Raw genomic sequence first — 15,182 nt, forward strand, 5'->3', positions numbered from 1 at the left:
ATAGTCTCTGCAACGTTGCTTTTTCCTTCAAGTGGTGGGTGACCCGAAGTTGTGCGCCACTTGAAGTGCCCCCAACGCCCGGCGACGCTGCCGGGCGGCCCCAGGAGTTCACGTGACCAGCACTACGCAGCCACCGGCCTCGGGAGCCCGTACGGCGCATCCCGAGCACCTCGCCCACGTCGTCTTCATCGCGGCGGCGGCAGCGATGGGCGGTTTCCTCTTCGGCTACGACAGCGCCGTCATCAACGGCGCCGTCGAAGCGATCAGGGGCCGCTACGACATCGGTTCCGCGGCGCTCGCCCAGGTCATCGCGATCGCTCTGATCGGCTGCGCGATCGGCGCCGCCACCGCGGGCCGGATCGCGGACCGCATCGGCCGCATCCGCTGCATGCAGATCGCCTCCGTGCTCTTCACCATCAGCGCCGTCGGCTCCGCGCTCCCCTTCGCCCTGTGGGACCTGGCCTTCTGGCGCATCATCGGCGGCTTCGCCATCGGCATGGCCTCGGTCATCGGCCCCGCCTACATCGCCGAGGTCGCCCCCGCCGCCTACCGCGGCCGGCTCGGCTCCTTCCAGCAGGCCGCCATCGTCATCGGCATCGCCATCTCGCAGCTGGTCAACTGGGGCATCCTCAACGCCGCGGGCGGCGACCAGCGCGGAAAGCTGATCGGCCTGGAGGCCTGGCAGGTCATGCTCGGCGTGATGGTCATCCCCGCCGTCCTGTACGGCCTGCTCTCCTTCGCCATCCCCGAGTCGCCGCGCTTCCTCATCTCCGCGGGCCGCGACGCGCGCGCCCGTGAGGTGCTCAAGGAGGTCGAGGGCGACATCGACCTGGACGCCCGCGTCGCCGAGATCGAGCACGCCATGCGGAGCGAGGAGAAGTCGAGCTTCAAGGACCTGCTCGGCGGCTCCTTCTTCTTCAAGCCGATCGTCTGGGTCGGCATCGGCCTCTCGGTCTTCCAGCAGTTCGTCGGCATCAACGTCGCGTTCTACTACTCCTCCACGCTGTGGCAGTCGGTCGGCGTCGACCCGACGGACTCGTTCTTCTACTCCTTCACCACGTCGATCATCAACATCATCGGCACCGTGATCGCGATGATCTTCGTCGACCGGATCGGCCGCCGGCCGCTGGCGCTCATCGGCTCGGTCGGCATGGCCCTCGGCCTCGCCCTGGAGGCCTGGGCCTTCAGCTACGACCTCGTGGACGGCAAGCTGCCCGCCACCCAGGGCTGGATCGCCCTGGTCGCCGCCCATGTCTTCGTGCTCTTCTTCGCCCTGTCCTGGGGCGTGGTGGTCTGGGTCTTCCTCGGCGAGATGTTCCCCAACCGGATCCGCGCCGCCGCCCTGGGTGTCGCCGCCGCCGCGCAGTGGATCGCCAACTGGGCCATCACGGCGAGCTTCCCGTCGCTGGCCGACTGGAACCTCTCCGCGACCTACGTGATCTACACGATCTTCGCCGCCCTCTCGATCCCCTTCGTACTGAAGTACGTCAAGGAGACCAAGGGCAAGGCGTTGGAGGAGATGGGCTAAACCCCGCTGCCCTCTCTCCTCGACACACGTACTGCCCCGGCTCACCCATGGAGCCGGGGCAGTACGTCGTCGGTGAACAGGCGCAGACTGCGCCACCCCTCCTCCAGCGGCATCCCGCCGCACAGAGGGTGCAGCACCAGGCTCTCGGCGCCCAGCGCCGCGCACTCCTCGGGCGTCACGATCCGGTAGACGCCCTCCGCGCGCAGCTCCTCGACCGTGGCGGCCGTCGAGCGGACCGCCGAGCGGATGTCCTTGGACTGCCAGGAGGCGTACATCCGCGCCTCGTGCAGGAAGTGCTCCCCGTACAGCGCCCAGGCCCGGTCCGGGTCCTCACTCAGATGGAGCAGCGGCGTGCTCTCGGCGGGCATCATCGTCCAGCCCTCGGTGCCGTGCGCGGCCAGCTGCTCGCGGTAGTACGCCTCCAGCTCCGGCAGGTGCGCGCTGGGGAAGAACGGCAGCCCCAGCCGGGCCGCCCGCCGCGCCGCCGCCTTCGAGGAGCCGCCCACCAGCAGCATCGGGTGCGGCTGGGTGAAGGGGCGCGGGGTGACCCGTACCGCACGCCCCCGGTAGGTGAACGGCTCGCCCGTCCACGCCTTCAGCAGGGTCTCCAGGAGCAGGTCCTGGAGCTTGCCGCGCCTGCCCCACTCGACGCCCGCCCGCTCGTACTCCTCGGGCCGGTAGCCGATCCCGGCGACCGTCACCAGGCGCCCGCCGCTGAGCAGGTCGAGCACCGCGATGTCCTCGGCCAGCCGCAGCGGGTCGTAGAGCGGGCCGATGATCGCGGAGACGGTGACCGCGATCCGGCCGGTGGCCCCGAAGACCGCGCCCGCGAAGGCGAACGGGGAGGGCAGCCAGCCGTTGGCGGCGCCGTGGTGCTCCTCGGTCTGGACGGTGTCGACGCCGTGCGCGTCGGCGTACGCGGCCATCTCCACCGCGGCGCGGTAGCGGGCCGACAGCCTCTCGGGCGGCTCGTGCGGGGCCACCAGGTTCATGCGTACGACGGTGAACGGCATGGCAAAGTCCCCCTCCGCCGGGCCGGGCCGGTCCGGGTGGAACCCGATGGAACCCGATGGAGGGGGACGGTAGCTGACGAGGCGTCAGACAGCCAGGGGTGCGGGCTCCTCGGCCGCCACGTCCTCGGCCGGGGCCGGGACGGCGGGCTTGGGCAGGACCACGTACAGCAGTCCGGAGACCACGATGGTGGCCACCCAGCCCAGGCCGTACTCGCCGACCGGGTTGTTCGCGGCGAGCGGGCCGGTGAACCAGTCCGAGGTGGTGAAGAGCAGACCCGAGCCCAGCCCCACCGCCCAGGCGGCGACGGCGGCGGGGGAGAAGCCGCCGGTGTACCAGTAGGCGCTGGTGGGCGTGGTGTCGAGCAGCGCCTTCGCGTCGTACTCGGTGCGCCGCAGCATGTCCGCGCCGAAGACGCCGACCCAGGCCGAGAAGGCGACGGCCAGCAGCGAGAGGAAGGCGATGAAGGAGCCCATGAAGCTCTTGGCGACCAGCATCAGCACGCCGCCGAAGGCCAGCGAGATCACGGCGTTGACCGAGACCGCCCAGTGGCGCGGGATCTTGAAGCCGAGGGTCTGCGCGGTGAAGCCGGCCGAGTACATCGACATGGAGTTGATCAGCACCATGCCGACCAGCGCGATCAGCAGGTAGGGCACCGCGATCCACAGCGGCAGGATCTCGCCGAGGAAGGAGACCGGGTCGGCGGCCGAGGCGAGGTCCGGGGTGGAGACCGCCATGACCGCGCCCATCAGGACCATCGGCAGCACGACGATCCCGGCGCCGCCGACGGAGCTCGCCACCATCGCCTTCGACGAGGCCGTACGCGGCAGGTAGCGGGTGAAGTCCGGGGCGGACGGGATCCAGCTGACACCGCCCGCGGCGATCAGCCCGGTGCCCGCGACCATCAGCGACATCTTCCCGGCCGGACGGTCGAAGACCTCGCTCCAGTCGGTGTTCAGTGCCAGATAGACCAGCACGAGCACGGAGAACGCGCCGAAGAGGTAGGTCGCGTACTTGTTGCACTTCTGGACGACGTTGATGCCCAGGCCCGAGATCGCGAAGGTCGTCACCACGAAGAGCAGCAGCGTCACGATGATCAGGAAGGTGTTGCTCCTGATGCCGAAGACGATGTCCAGGACGGTCAGCATCGCGTAGGCGCCGGTGACCGCGTTGATCGTCTCCCAGCCCCAGCGGGCGACCCAGATCAGCGAGCCGGGGAGGAGGTTGCCGCGCTGGCCGAAGACCGCGCGCGAGAGCGCCATACCGGGCGCGCCGCCGCGCTTGCCGGCGATGGAGATGAGCCCCACCAGGCCGTAGCTGACGACGGGCGCGGCGACCGCGACGACGATCGCCTGCCAGAAGTTCAGCTTGTACGTCACGACCAGGCTCGCGCCCATCGTGAGCAGCAGCACGCTGATGTTGGCGGCGACCCAGGTCGGGAAGAGCTCGCGGGTTCTGGCGGTGCGCTCGCTGTCGGGGACGGGCTCAAGGCCACGGGTTTCCAGTGCGCCTTCGGACTGGGTGGTGGTGCTCATGGGGGTGCGGTTGCCTCTCGCTCGGCTCCGGGGAGAGCCGGTGGGGGTCATCTCGGGGGACTCTACGCGCGTTGATGCCTCCTCTTCCATCGTAACTTAATACGACGATTGCCCCATAGTTCCCTTTGATCTTCATGGGAAGACACGAGCGGGGCCCCGCGACGGGCCATGACTGATACTGGGGACGTTATGGAATTCGTCATCCTTGCCGTAGTCATCGCCCTGGTCGCGGTCGGCGCGATCAGCGGGCTCGTGGTCAGCAGCCGCAAGAAGAAGCAGCTGCCGCCCACGGCGCCGCCGTCCACGCCGACCATCACTGCCCCGCCCGCCGAGCCGCACGTCGGCGACGACGCCGCGGAGAGCGCCGAGGAGCAACGCCGCGCCATCGAGGAGATCGCCCTCCCCGAGGCGCCGGCGAGCCCCGTCGTGGTCGAGGAGGCGCCCGTCGAGGCGCCCGCCGCACCCGGGATCGAGGTGCCCGAGCCGACGGCCGGCCGCCTCGTCCGGCTGCGCGCCCGCCTCGCCCGCTCGCAGAACTCGCTGGGCAAGGGGCTGCTCACGCTCCTGTCCCGGGACAACCTCGACGAGGACACCTGGGAGGAGATCGAGGACACGCTGCTCACCGCGGACGTGGGCGTCGCCCCGACCCAGGAACTCGTCGAGCGGCTGCGCGAGCGCGTCCGGGTGCTCGGCACCCGCACCCCGGCCGAGCTGCGCGCGCTGCTGCGCGAGGAGCTCGTCGCGATCCTCCGGCCCGACTTCGACCGCACGGTGAACACCGAGGGCAACACCACCGAGGGCGGCGCCGAGGTCCCCGGCGTCGTGATGGTCGTCGGCGTCAACGGCACCGGCAAGACCACCACCACCGGCAAGCTCGCCCGCGTGCTCGTCGCCGACGGCAAGTCGGTCGTCCTGGGCGCGGCGGACACCTTCCGCGCCGCCGCCGCCGACCAGCTCCAGACCTGGGGCGAGCGCGTGGGCGCCCGCACCGTGCGCGGCCCCGAGGGCGGCGACCCGGCGTCGATCGCCTTCGACGCCGTCAAGGAGGGCATCGCGGAGGGCGCGGACGTCGTCCTCATCGACACGGCCGGACGGCTGCACACCAAGACCGGGCTCATGGACGAGCTCGGCAAGGTCAAGCGCGTCGTGGAGAAGCACGGGCCGCTCGACGAGGTCCTGCTCGTCCTCGACGCGACGACCGGGCAGAACGGGCTGGTCCAGGCCCGGGTCTTCGCCGAGGTCGTCGACATCACCGGCATCGTGCTGACCAAGCTCGACGGCACCGCCAAGGGCGGCATCGTCATCGCCGTGCAGCGCGAACTGGGCGTGCCGGTCAAGCTCATCGGGCTCGGCGAGGGCGCGGACGACCTCGCGCCGTTCGAGCCGGGGGCGTTCGTGGACGCGCTGATCGGGGAGTAGCGACCGAGCCGGGCGCGCGGGTTCCCACCCGCGGGCCGCGGCCGCCAGGCGTCCCGGAAGGGGCCCACCGCACGGTGCAGACGCGGTGGGCCCCTTCGTCCGTGCCGGCTCACCCCGCGCCGGGCTCCTCGGGACGTACTCCGGGGGAAGCGCCCCTCAGGAAGGCGCCCGGTGGCAGATGTACGCCAGGGTGCCCAGCAGCAGGCGGGCCTCCGGAGGACGCGTCGCGGTGTCCAGGGACGGGGGGCGCAGCCAGTGGACGTCTCCCGACGGGGGCGCCTGCACGTACTCCCCGGGGCCCGGGCAGACCAGGTCCAGGTCGGCGTCGTCCCAGCCCATCCGGTAGAGCAGGCGCGGCAGTTCGGCCGCCGCCCCCGGGGCCACGTAGAAGTGCGTACGGCCCGCCGGGGTCGTCGAGACGGGGCCCAGCGGCAGCCCCATCCGCTCCAGGCGCACCAGCGCCCGCCGCCCGGCCGGCGCCGCCACGTCCAGGATGTCGAAGGTGCGGCCCACCGGCAGCAGCACCGAGGCGCCGGGGCACTCCGCCCACGCCTTGCCGACCTCGTCCAGCGTCGCGCCCGCCGGCACCTCGGGGACGAACGCCAGCGGGTGCGCCCCGGGCTCCGGGCAGACCGGATCGCCGCAGGAGCACTGGCCGGACAGCTCCCGCGCCCCCGGGGCGACGTCCCACCCCCACAGGCCCGTGTACTCGGCCACCGCCGTGACCTCGGTCGCGCGGCCGCGGCGCCGCGGGCCGGGCCGGATTTCGCGGATCCCCCGGCCGCCGCCGATCGTGAAGCCCATGCCCCCTCCAACGGGTGATTGCCGACGGTGGTTACGTTCCGGAGTTCCCCGATCGCGCACTGCTCACCCAGCGGCTCGCGGCGGAAGGGAAGGTGGTGCGAACCGGTCCGCGCGCCCCCGCGTGCACCGCTCCACCGACTCCTTGTCGACCTGTGTCAAGTGAATCGCGCACGGCGGTGGGGGAGTTCATTCGAAGGGGTGGCGAATGGTGGCGTTTGTGGAATCGCCCTCGCCAGACGGGTGATCGTAGGATTACTTTCAGTACACGAACCCTGGAAACGCACGCGCTCGCGGGTATGCCAAAGGCAAGGAGCTGTACCGTCCGGAGGGTCGCGTCCTGCGGACAGGAAGCATGAACTCGCGGCATTCTGATAGGGGTTCGCGTGGCAGAGAAGACGCGCAGGGCTTTAGCCGAATGGGGGCGTTCCAGTGAGCGGCAGTGGGGCTAGCGGTACGAGCGCCGGCAAGCGCCCCAACGAACAGCTGAGTTCGTGGTTCGTGCGGAGCGGCTGGTCGAAGGGCGAGCTGGCGCGCCAGGTCAACCGGCGGGCGCGCCAGCTCGGCGCGCACCACATCAGCACGGACACCTCCCGGGTCCGCCGCTGGCTCGACGGCGAGATGCCGCGCGAGCCCATTCCGCGCATCCTCTCCGAGCTGTTCTCCGAGCGGTTCGGCAGCGTCGTGGCGGTGGAGGACCTCGGGTTGCGCACCGCACACCAGTCCCCGTCCGTCTCCGGCGTCGACCTGCCCTGGGCCGGCCCCCAGACCGTCTCCCTGCTCAGCGAGTACTCGCGCAGCGACCTGATGCTGGCCCGCCGCGGCTTCCTCGGCACCTCCCTGATGCTGTCGGCCGGCCCCGCCCTCATCGAGCCCATGCAGCGCTGGCTGGTCCCCGCGCCGCCCGGCGAGTCCATCAACGTGGAGACCCCCGCCAACGCCCGGCGCCCCTCCCGGCTCTCCCCGCCCGAGCTCGACCTGCTGGAGACCACCACGGAGATGTTCCGCCAGTGGGACGCCCAGTGCGGCGGCGGACTGCGCCGCAAGGCCGTCGTCGGCCAGCTCCACGAGGTCACCGACCTCCTCCAGGAGCCCCAGCCCGAGGCCACCGCCCGCCGACTCTTCCGGGTCGCGGCCGAACTCGCGGAACTCGCCGGGTGGATGAGCTACGACGTGGGCCTCCAGCCCACCGCCCAGAAGTACTTCGTGCTCGCCCTGCACGCCGCCAAGGAGTGCGGCGACAAGCCCCTCGGGTCGTACATCCTGTCCTCGATGAGCCGCCAGATGATCCACCTCGGCCGCCCCGACGACGCCCTGGAACTCATCCACCTCGCGCAGTACGGCAGCCGTGACTGCGCCACCCCCCGCACCCAGGCGATGCTGTATGCGATGGAGGCGCGCGCGTACGCGAACATGGGCCAGCCCAGCAAGTGCAAGCGGGCCGTCCGGATGTCCGAGGACACCTTCGGCGACGCCGGGCTCGACGGCGAGCCGGAGCCCGACTGGATCCAGTTCTTCTCCGAGGCCGAGCTCAACGGCGAGAACGCCCACTCCTTCCGCGACCTCGCCTACGTGGCCGGCCGCAGCCCCACGTACGCGACGCTCGCCGAGCCCGTCATGGAGCGCGCGGTCGAGCTCTTCGGCAAGGACGAGATCCACCAGCGGTCGTACGCGCTGAACCTCATCGGCATGGCCACCGTCCACCTCCTCAAGCGCGAGCCCGAACAGTCCACCGTGCTGGCCGGAGAGGCATTGAAGATCGCCAAGACGGTCCGCTCCGAGCGGGTCAACACCCGACTGCGCAAGACCGTCGACACCGCCGTGCGGGACTTCGGGGACGTGGCCGAGGTCATCCAGTTCACCGACCTCCTCGGCCAGGAGCTCCCCGAGACCGCGGAGGCCGTCTGACCCCCCCCCGGGGCGCCGCCACGGCGGCATACAGAACGCCGGCCGCGACGCCCACCCCGGCACACTCCGACTCGGCTCCCCCCGCCAGGTCAACCGGGAGACGTCGCGGCCGGTCACCCGTGAGCGTGCACGGGGACGGCGATCGGCCCTCCCGGGGCGATGATCCGGCAGTTCATGCCCGCGTAACACGCCCGACCTCTTCGTCACGGCGGCGAAACATCGAGCGGCATCGGCGGAAACCGCGCTGCGCCAACCTCATGGCGCATAACGGCCCACCCCTTCGCAGCCACTCGTTCGCCCCCGCACGGGCCGCCGTACCGACGACGAGGAGACGCCGATGCCCCCAGGCATCACGCTCGCAGCCGACACGCCTCAGCTGTCCAGCGCCAACACCGGATTCATGCTGATCTGCTCAGCGCTGGTGATGCTCATGACCCCCGGCCTGGCCTTCTTCTACGGAGGCATGGTCCGCGTCAAGAGCACACTCAACATGCTGATGATGAGCTTCATCAGCCTCGGGATCGTCACGATCCTGTGGGTGCTCTACGGCTTCAGCCTCAGCTTCGGCGAGTCCAACGGCTTCATCGGCTGGTCCAAGGACTACCTCGGGCTCAGCGGCATCGGCATCGTCCAGCTGTGGCCCGGCTACACCGTCCCGGTCTACGTCTTCGCGGTCTTCCAGCTGATGTTCGCCGTCATCACCCCGGCGCTGATCAGCGGCGCGCTCGCCGACCGCGTCAAGTTCAGCGCCTGGGCGCTGTTCATCACCCTGTGGGTCACGGCCGTCTACTTCCCGGTCGCGCACTGGGTGTGGGCCTCCGACGGCTGGCTCTTCAAGAAGGGCGTCATCGACTTCGCGGGCGGCACCGCCGTGCACATCAACGCCGGAGCCGCGGCCCTCGGCGTCATCCTCGTCATCGGCAAGCGCGTCGGCTTCAAGAAGGACCCGATGCGGCCGCACAGCCTGCCGCTCGTCATGCTCGGAGCCGGGCTGCTGTGGTTCGGCTGGTTCGGCTTCAACGCCGGCTCCTGGCTCGGCAACGACGACGGCGTGGGCGCCGTGATGTTCGTCAACACCCAGGTCGCCACCGCCGCCGCCATGCTCGCCTGGCTCGGCTACGAGAAGCTCCGCCACGGCTCCTGCACCACCCTCGGCGCCGCCTCCGGCGCGGTCGCGGGCCTCGTCGCCATCACCCCCTCCGGCGGCTGCGTCAGCCCGCTCGGCGCGATCGCGGTCGGCGCCATCGCCGGTGTGCTCTGCGCCATGGCCGTCGGCCTCAAGTACCGCTTCGGCTACGACGACTCCCTCGACGTCGTCGGCGTCCACATGGTCGGCGGCATCGCCGGCTCCCTCCTCGTCGGCCTCTTCGCCACCGGCGGCGTACAGTCCGACGCCAAGGGCCTCTTCTACGGCGGCGGCCTCGACCAGCTCGGCAAGCAGGCCATCGGCGTCGGCGCGGTCCTCGGCTACTCGCTCGTCGTCTCCGCGGCCCTCGCCTTCCTGCTCGACAGGACGATGGGGATGCGGGTCGCCGAGGACGACGAGGTCTCGGGCATCGACCAGGTCGAGCACGCCGAGACGGCGTACGACTTCAGCGGCGCCGGCGGCGGCACCGCCGTCCGCTCGCACGCCCCGGCCCCCGGCGAGAAGGCAGCGCAGAACAAGAAGGTGGACGCATGAAGCTGATCACCGCGGTCGTCAAGCCGCACCGCCTGGACGAGATCAAGGAAGCCCTCCAGGCCTTCGGGGTCCACGGCCTCACGGTCACCGAGGCCAGCGGATACGGACGCCAGCGCGGCCACACCGAGGTCTACCGCGGCGCCGAGTACACCGTCGACCTCGTCCCCAAGATCCGTATCGAGGTGCTGGTCGAGGACGACGACGCCGAGCAGCTGATCGACGTCGTGGTCAAGGCCGCCAGGACCGGGAAGATCGGCGACGGCAAGGTGTGGAGCGTCCCCGTGGAGACGGCGGTCAGGGTCCGCACCGGCGAACGCGGCCCCGACGCCCTCTGACGTGGCCCCCCGATTCGGTACGGACAGGAGCTGCCGGGTGACGAGCACGGACGTCAGCACAGACACAGAGGACTCCGGATCCGGCGGCTACGCGGCGGCCCGGCTGCGCCTCCTCCAGCAGGAGGCGCGGTCCGGGCCGCCGCGCCGTGCCGCCCTGGCCGCGCTCACCGACGACTGGCTGGCCCAGCTCTTCACCGGAGCCGCCCGCGCGGCCGGGGTGCGCGGCGCCGCCCTGGTGGCCGTCGGCGGCTACGGACGCGGCGAGCTGTCGCCCCGAAGCGACCTCGACCTGGTGCTCGTCCACGACGGCAGCGCGAGCGCGAGCGCCGTCTCCGCGCTCGCCGACGGCCTCTGGTACCCGGTGTGGGACCTGGGCCTGGCCCTCGACCACTCCGTGCGCACCCCCGCCGAGGCACGCAGAGCCGCCGGCGCCGACCTCAAGGTGCACCTCGGCCTCCTGGACGCCCGCCACCTGGCCGGTGAGCAGAGCCTCACGGCCTCCCTGCGCACCACCGTCCTCGCCGACTGGCGCAACCTCGCCCCCAAACGGCTCCCCGAACTCGACGCGCTCTGCCGCGAACGGGCCGAACGCCAGGGCGAGTTGCCGTTCCTCCTCGAACCCGACCTCAAGGAGGCGCACGGCGGGCTGCGGGACGCCACCGCCCTGCGCGCGGTCGCCGCGTCCTGGCTCGCGGACGCGCCCCGCGAGGGCCTGGACGAGGCCCGCCGGCGCCTCCTGGACGTCCGCGACGCCCTCCACCTGGTCACCGGCCGCGCCACCGACCGCCTCGCCCTCCAGGAACAGGACGCCGTCGCCGAGGCGCTCGGCGTGCTGGACGCGGACGTACTGCTGCGGCAGGTGTACGAGGCCGCGCGGACCATCGCGTACGCCAGTGACGTCACCTGGCGCGAGGTCGGGCGGGTCCTGCGCGCCCGCTCGGCCCGGCCCCGGCTGCGGAGCCTGCTGGGGGGCCGCCCGGCCGCCCCCGAGCGGACCCCGCTCGCCGAAGGGGTGGTCGAGCAGGACGGCGAGGTGGTGCTCGCGCTCGCCGCGAAACCCGAACGCGACCCGGTCCTGCCACTGCGGGCCGCCGCGGCCGCCGCCCGTTCCGGGCTGCCGCTCTCCCTGCACGCGGTCCGCCGGCTCGCCGCCGCGGTCCGGCCGCTGCCCGTGCCCTGGCCCGCCGAGGCCCGCGAGGAACTGGTGACGCTGCTGGGCGCGGGCGAGTCCACCGTGCCCGTCTGGGAGGCGCTGGAGGCCGAGGGCCTGATCACCCGGCTGCTGCCCGACTGGGAGCGGGTGCGCTGCCGCCCGCAGCGCAACGCCGTGCACACCTGGACCGTCGACCGCCACCTGGTGGAGACGGCCGTACGCGCCTCCTCGCTCACCCGCCGCGTCCACCGCCCCGACCTGCTGCTCGTCGCGGCCCTGCTCCACGACATCGGCAAGGGCTGGCCCGGCGACCACAGCGTGGCGGGCGAGGTCATCGCGCGCGACGTGGCCGCCCGGATCGGCTTCGACAAGGACGACGTGGCCGTGGTCGCCACGCTCGTACGCCACCATCTGCTGCTCGTCGAGACCGCGACCCGGCGCGACCTGGACGACCCCGCGACGGTACGGGCGGTGGCCGAGGCGGTCGGGACGGCCTCCACCCTCGAACTCCTGCACGCGCTCACCGAGGCGGACGCCCTCGCCACGGGCCCCGCGGCCTGGTCCGCCTGGCGCGGGTCGCTGGTGGCGGAGCTGGTGAAGCGGGCGGGGGCGGTGCTGGCGGGCGAGCCGGCGGACCCCGAGCCGCCCCTCGCCACGGCCGAGCAGGAGCGGCTCGCGATGGAGGCGCACCGCACGCGCGGGCCGGTCCTCGCGCTGCGCGCCCACCCGGAGGCGCCGGCCGACGACAGCGCCCGCGAGCCGCTCGGCGTCGAGCTGCTGATCGCCCTCCCGGACCAGCCCGGGGTGCTGCCGGCGGTGGCGGGCGTCCTGGCGATGCACCGGCTGACCGTACGGACGGCGGAGCTGCGGGCGATCGGGCTGCCGGACCCCCTGGCCGGGGAGATCCTCCTCCTGGACTGGCGGGTGGCGGCCGAATACGGCTCGCTCCCGCAGGCGGCCCGGCTCCGCGCCGACCTGGTCCGCGCCCTCGACGGCTCCCTGGACCTCCCGGCCCGCCTCGCCGAACGCGAGGCGGCCCGCCGCCGGGGCCCGGCCGCGCCCCCGCCCCGCGTCACGGTCGCCCCGGCGGCGTCCCGCCTGGCCACGGTGATCGAGGTCCGCGCCCAGGACGCGCCGGGCCTGCTGCACCGGATCGGCCGCGAACTGGACCGGGCGGGGGTACGGGTGCGGAGCGCGCACGTCTCGACGCTGGGGGGGAACGCGGTGGACGCGTTCTATGTGACGGACGGGGGAGGGGAGCCGCTGGGGGCGGGAGTGGCGGCGGGGGTGGCCCGGGGGGTGGAACGCGCCCTGGCCCCCCGGGGGGACTAGCCCCCACCCCGCCCCTTCCCTAAACCCTCCGGGGGCGAGCGGGGGGGGCAAGACCGTCCTCCCCGGGGGCTACGCCCCCCCGAGCGGGGCCTGCGGCCCCTGCACCCCCCCAGGGGCTTGGCCCCGGAACCCCCCAGGGGCTTGGCCCCGGAACCCCCCAACGCGGGGCCTGCGGCCCCTGCACCCCGCCGCGGGCTGCGCCCCCGGACCCGCTACGGAGGTTTCGCCCCGCCCCCGCCACGCGGCTGCGCCCCAGACCCGCTACGGGGCCGCACCCCGGGCCCGAGCGGGGCCTGCGGCCCCTGCACCCCGCCCCGGGGGCTCCGCCCCCGGCCCCGGTGGGGCCCCTGCCGTGGCTGCGCCCCCGCCCCCGTTGCGGGGCTCCGCCCCGGACCCCGCTCCTCAAACGCCGGAGGGGCTGAATCGCTCCCGCCCGAGGTTCCGGACTACAGCGGCCGCAAGTACCCAAGGGGCGCGGGGAACTGCGCGCCCAGCCCAAGACGACCCGCAGACGACAACCGGGCCCTGAGCACCCCAGGGCGTCCCGCAGACGAAGACCGGGCCCTGAAGGGGCGCGGGGAACTGCGCGAGCAACCCAAGACGGCCCGCGGACGAAGACCGGGCCCAAAAGGCGCGCGCCCGCCCGCGGGCAAAAGGCGGCCGCCGCACCCCCACCCCCGGAGGGTTAAGGGAACGGGGCGGGGTGGGGAAAACCTCTCCCGGGATACCCTGGGGGGCGTTCACCCGACCGCCCTACGAGCCGAGGATCCGCGACCACCGTGTTCGACACCCTCTCCGACCGCCTCAGCGCGACATTCAAGAACCTCCGGGGCAAGGGCCGCCTGTCCGAGGCGGACATCGACGCCACGGCTCGCGAGATCCGTATCGCCCTGCTCGAGGCCGACGTCGCCCTGCCCGTCGTCCGCGCCTTCATCAAGCAGGTCAAGGAGCGCGCGTCCGGCGCCGAGGTCTCCCAGGCGCTCAACCCCGCCCAGCAGGTCGTCAAGATCGTCAACGAGGAGCTCATCACCATCCTCGGTGGTGAGACCCGCCGGCTGCGGTTCGCCAAGACCGCCCCGACGGTCATCATGCTCGCCGGCCTCCAGGGCGCCGGTAAGACGACGCTCGCCGGAAAGCTCGGCCACTGGCTGAAGGGCCAGGGCCACGCGCCCCTGCTCGTCGCCTGCGACCTCCAGCGGCCGAACGCCGTCAACCAGCTCTCCGTCGTCGCCGACCGCGCGGGCGTCGCGGTCTACGCGCCGGAGCCCGGCAACGGCGTCGGCGACCCGGTCAAGGTCGCCCAGGACTCCATCGAGTACGCCCGGTCGAAGCAGTACGACGTGGTCGTCGTCGACACCGCCGGCCGCCTCGGCATCGACCAGGAGATGATGCGGCAGGCCGCGGACATCCGCGACGCCGTCAAGCCCGACGAGATCCTCTTCGTCGTCGACGCCATGATCGGCCAGGACGCGGTCAACACCGCAGAGGCCTTCCGCGACGGCGTCGGCTTCGACGGCGTGGTGCTCTCCAAGCTCGACGGCGACGCCCGCGGCGGCGCCGCGCTCTCCATCGCGCACGTCACCGGCAAGCAGATCATGTTCGCCTCCAACGGCGAGAAGCTCGACGACTTCGACGCGTTCCACCCGGACCGCATGGCGTCGCGCATCCTCGACATGGGTGACCTGCTCACCCTGATCGAGCAGGCGGAGAAGACGTTCAGCCAAGAAGAGGCCGAGAAGATGGCCTCCAAGCTGGCGTCGAAGAAGGGCCAGGACTTCACGCTCGACGACTTCCTGGCGCAGATGGAGCAGGTCCGCAAGATGGGCTCCATCTCCAAGCTGCTCGGCATGCTGCCCGGCATGGGGCAGATCAAGGACCAGATCAACAACATCGACGAGCGCGACGTGGACCGCACCGCCGCGATCATCAAGTCGATGACCCCGGCCGAGCGCCACGACCCCACCATCCTCAACGGCTCGCGCCGCGCCCGTATCGCCAAGGGCTCCGGTGTGGAGGTCAGCGCGGTCAAGAACCTCGTCGAGCGGTTCTTCGAGGCCCGCAAGATGATGTCGCGGATGGCCCAGGGCGGCGGCATGCCCGGTATGCCCGGCATCCCGGGCATGGGTGGCGGCCCCGGCCGCCAGAAGAAGCAGCAGAAACAGGCCAAGGGCAAGCGCAAGAGCGGCAACCCGCTGAAGCGCAAGGCCGAGGAAGAGGCCGCCGCCGCCCGCCGCGAGCAGGGCCCCCAGGCACTGCCCGGCGCCGCCCAGGTCCCGCAGGACTTCGAACTGCCCGACGCCTTCAAGAAGTTCATGGGCTGATGGGGCCGCCCCTCCTGACGGGGACGCGTACGTCCTCATAAGGAAGAAGAGGGCCAGTGGTAAGGAAGAGAGGGGGGGGGGGGGGGGGGGCGCGGGGCCCCCGTGGTTTCCCCCAATAGGTAAATAAAAAAAATAAAAAAAAAAGAAACAAAAAAAAA

The 15,182-nt window shown here is 72.1% G+C and carries 10 protein-coding genes; 7 read left to right on the forward strand and 3 right to left on the reverse strand.

The features are described 5' to 3' along the window. Positions 1–112: 112 nt before the first annotated feature. On the forward strand, positions 113–1,528 hold the full coding sequence (locus ABZ404_RS08460; protein ID WP_358833527.1) for a sugar porter family MFS transporter: 1,416 nt from the start codon (positions 113–115) through the stop codon (positions 1,526–1,528). 41 nt (positions 1,529–1,569) lie between these two features. Here the strand turns inward: ABZ404_RS08460 and ABZ404_RS08465 are convergent, their stop codons facing one another. Together ABZ404_RS08465 and ABZ404_RS08470 are read right to left on the reverse strand one after the other, a co-directional pair. Further along, complete coding sequence (locus ABZ404_RS08465) at positions 1,570–2,541, reverse strand: LLM class flavin-dependent oxidoreductase (RefSeq protein WP_358833526.1); 972 nt, start codon at positions 2,539–2,541, stop codon at positions 1,570–1,572. An 84-nt stretch (positions 2,542–2,625) separates the two neighbouring features. Continuing rightward, positions 2,626–4,074, reverse strand: a complete 1,449-nt coding sequence (locus ABZ404_RS08470; RefSeq protein ID WP_358833525.1) for a cytosine permease — start codon at positions 4,072–4,074, stop codon at positions 2,626–2,628. 189 nt (positions 4,075–4,263) lie between these two features. On the opposite strand from ABZ404_RS08470, the gene ftsY reads away from it, so the two are divergent. Then, positions 4,264–5,493, forward strand: a complete 1,230-nt coding sequence (gene ftsY, locus ABZ404_RS08475) for a signal recognition particle-docking protein FtsY (RefSeq protein WP_358833524.1) — start codon at positions 4,264–4,266, stop codon at positions 5,491–5,493. 156 nt (positions 5,494–5,649) lie between these two features. Here the strand turns inward: ftsY and ABZ404_RS08480 are convergent, their stop codons facing one another. Beyond that, entirely contained in the window at positions 5,650–6,297 is a 648-nt protein-coding gene (locus ABZ404_RS08480) for a bifunctional DNA primase/polymerase (RefSeq protein ID WP_358833523.1), read from the reverse strand. A gap of 429 nt (positions 6,298–6,726) precedes the next feature. Between ABZ404_RS08480 and ABZ404_RS08485 the strand changes: the two genes are divergently transcribed. From ABZ404_RS08485 to ffh, 5 genes are all read left to right on the forward strand, one after another. Next, positions 6,727–8,202 (forward strand): hypothetical protein, encoded by a 1,476-nt coding sequence (locus ABZ404_RS08485; RefSeq protein ID WP_358833522.1) that lies wholly within the window; start codon positions 6,727–6,729, stop codon positions 8,200–8,202. Positions 8,203–8,539: 337 nt separating this feature from the next. Continuing rightward, positions 8,540–9,883, forward strand: coding sequence for an ammonium transporter (locus tag ABZ404_RS08490; RefSeq protein WP_358833521.1), 1,344 nt, complete (start codon positions 8,540–8,542; stop codon positions 9,881–9,883). Beyond that, positions 9,880–10,218 carry a P-II family nitrogen regulator gene (locus ABZ404_RS08495; RefSeq protein WP_004924863.1) on the forward strand — a complete coding sequence of 113 codons (339 nt, stop codon included), beginning with the start codon at positions 9,880–9,882 and terminating at the stop codon, positions 10,216–10,218. Before ABZ404_RS08490 ends, ABZ404_RS08495 begins: the two co-directional genes overlap by 4 nt. Before the next feature lie 37 nt (positions 10,219–10,255). Beyond that, complete coding sequence (locus ABZ404_RS08500; protein ID WP_358990273.1) at positions 10,256–12,703, forward strand: [protein-PII] uridylyltransferase; 2,448 nt, start codon at positions 10,256–10,258, stop codon at positions 12,701–12,703. 779 nt (positions 12,704–13,482) lie between these two features. Beyond that, positions 13,483–15,024 carry a signal recognition particle protein gene (gene ffh / locus ABZ404_RS08505; protein ID WP_358837825.1) on the forward strand — a complete coding sequence of 514 codons (1,542 nt, stop codon included), beginning with the start codon at positions 13,483–13,485 and terminating at the stop codon, positions 15,022–15,024. Positions 15,025–15,182: the final 158 nt, after the last annotated feature.

It is taken from the genome of Streptomyces sp. NPDC005878 (assembly GCF_040629815.1).
In the GTDB taxonomy this organism is placed as follows: Bacteria; Actinomycetota; Actinomycetes; order Streptomycetales; family Streptomycetaceae; genus Streptomyces.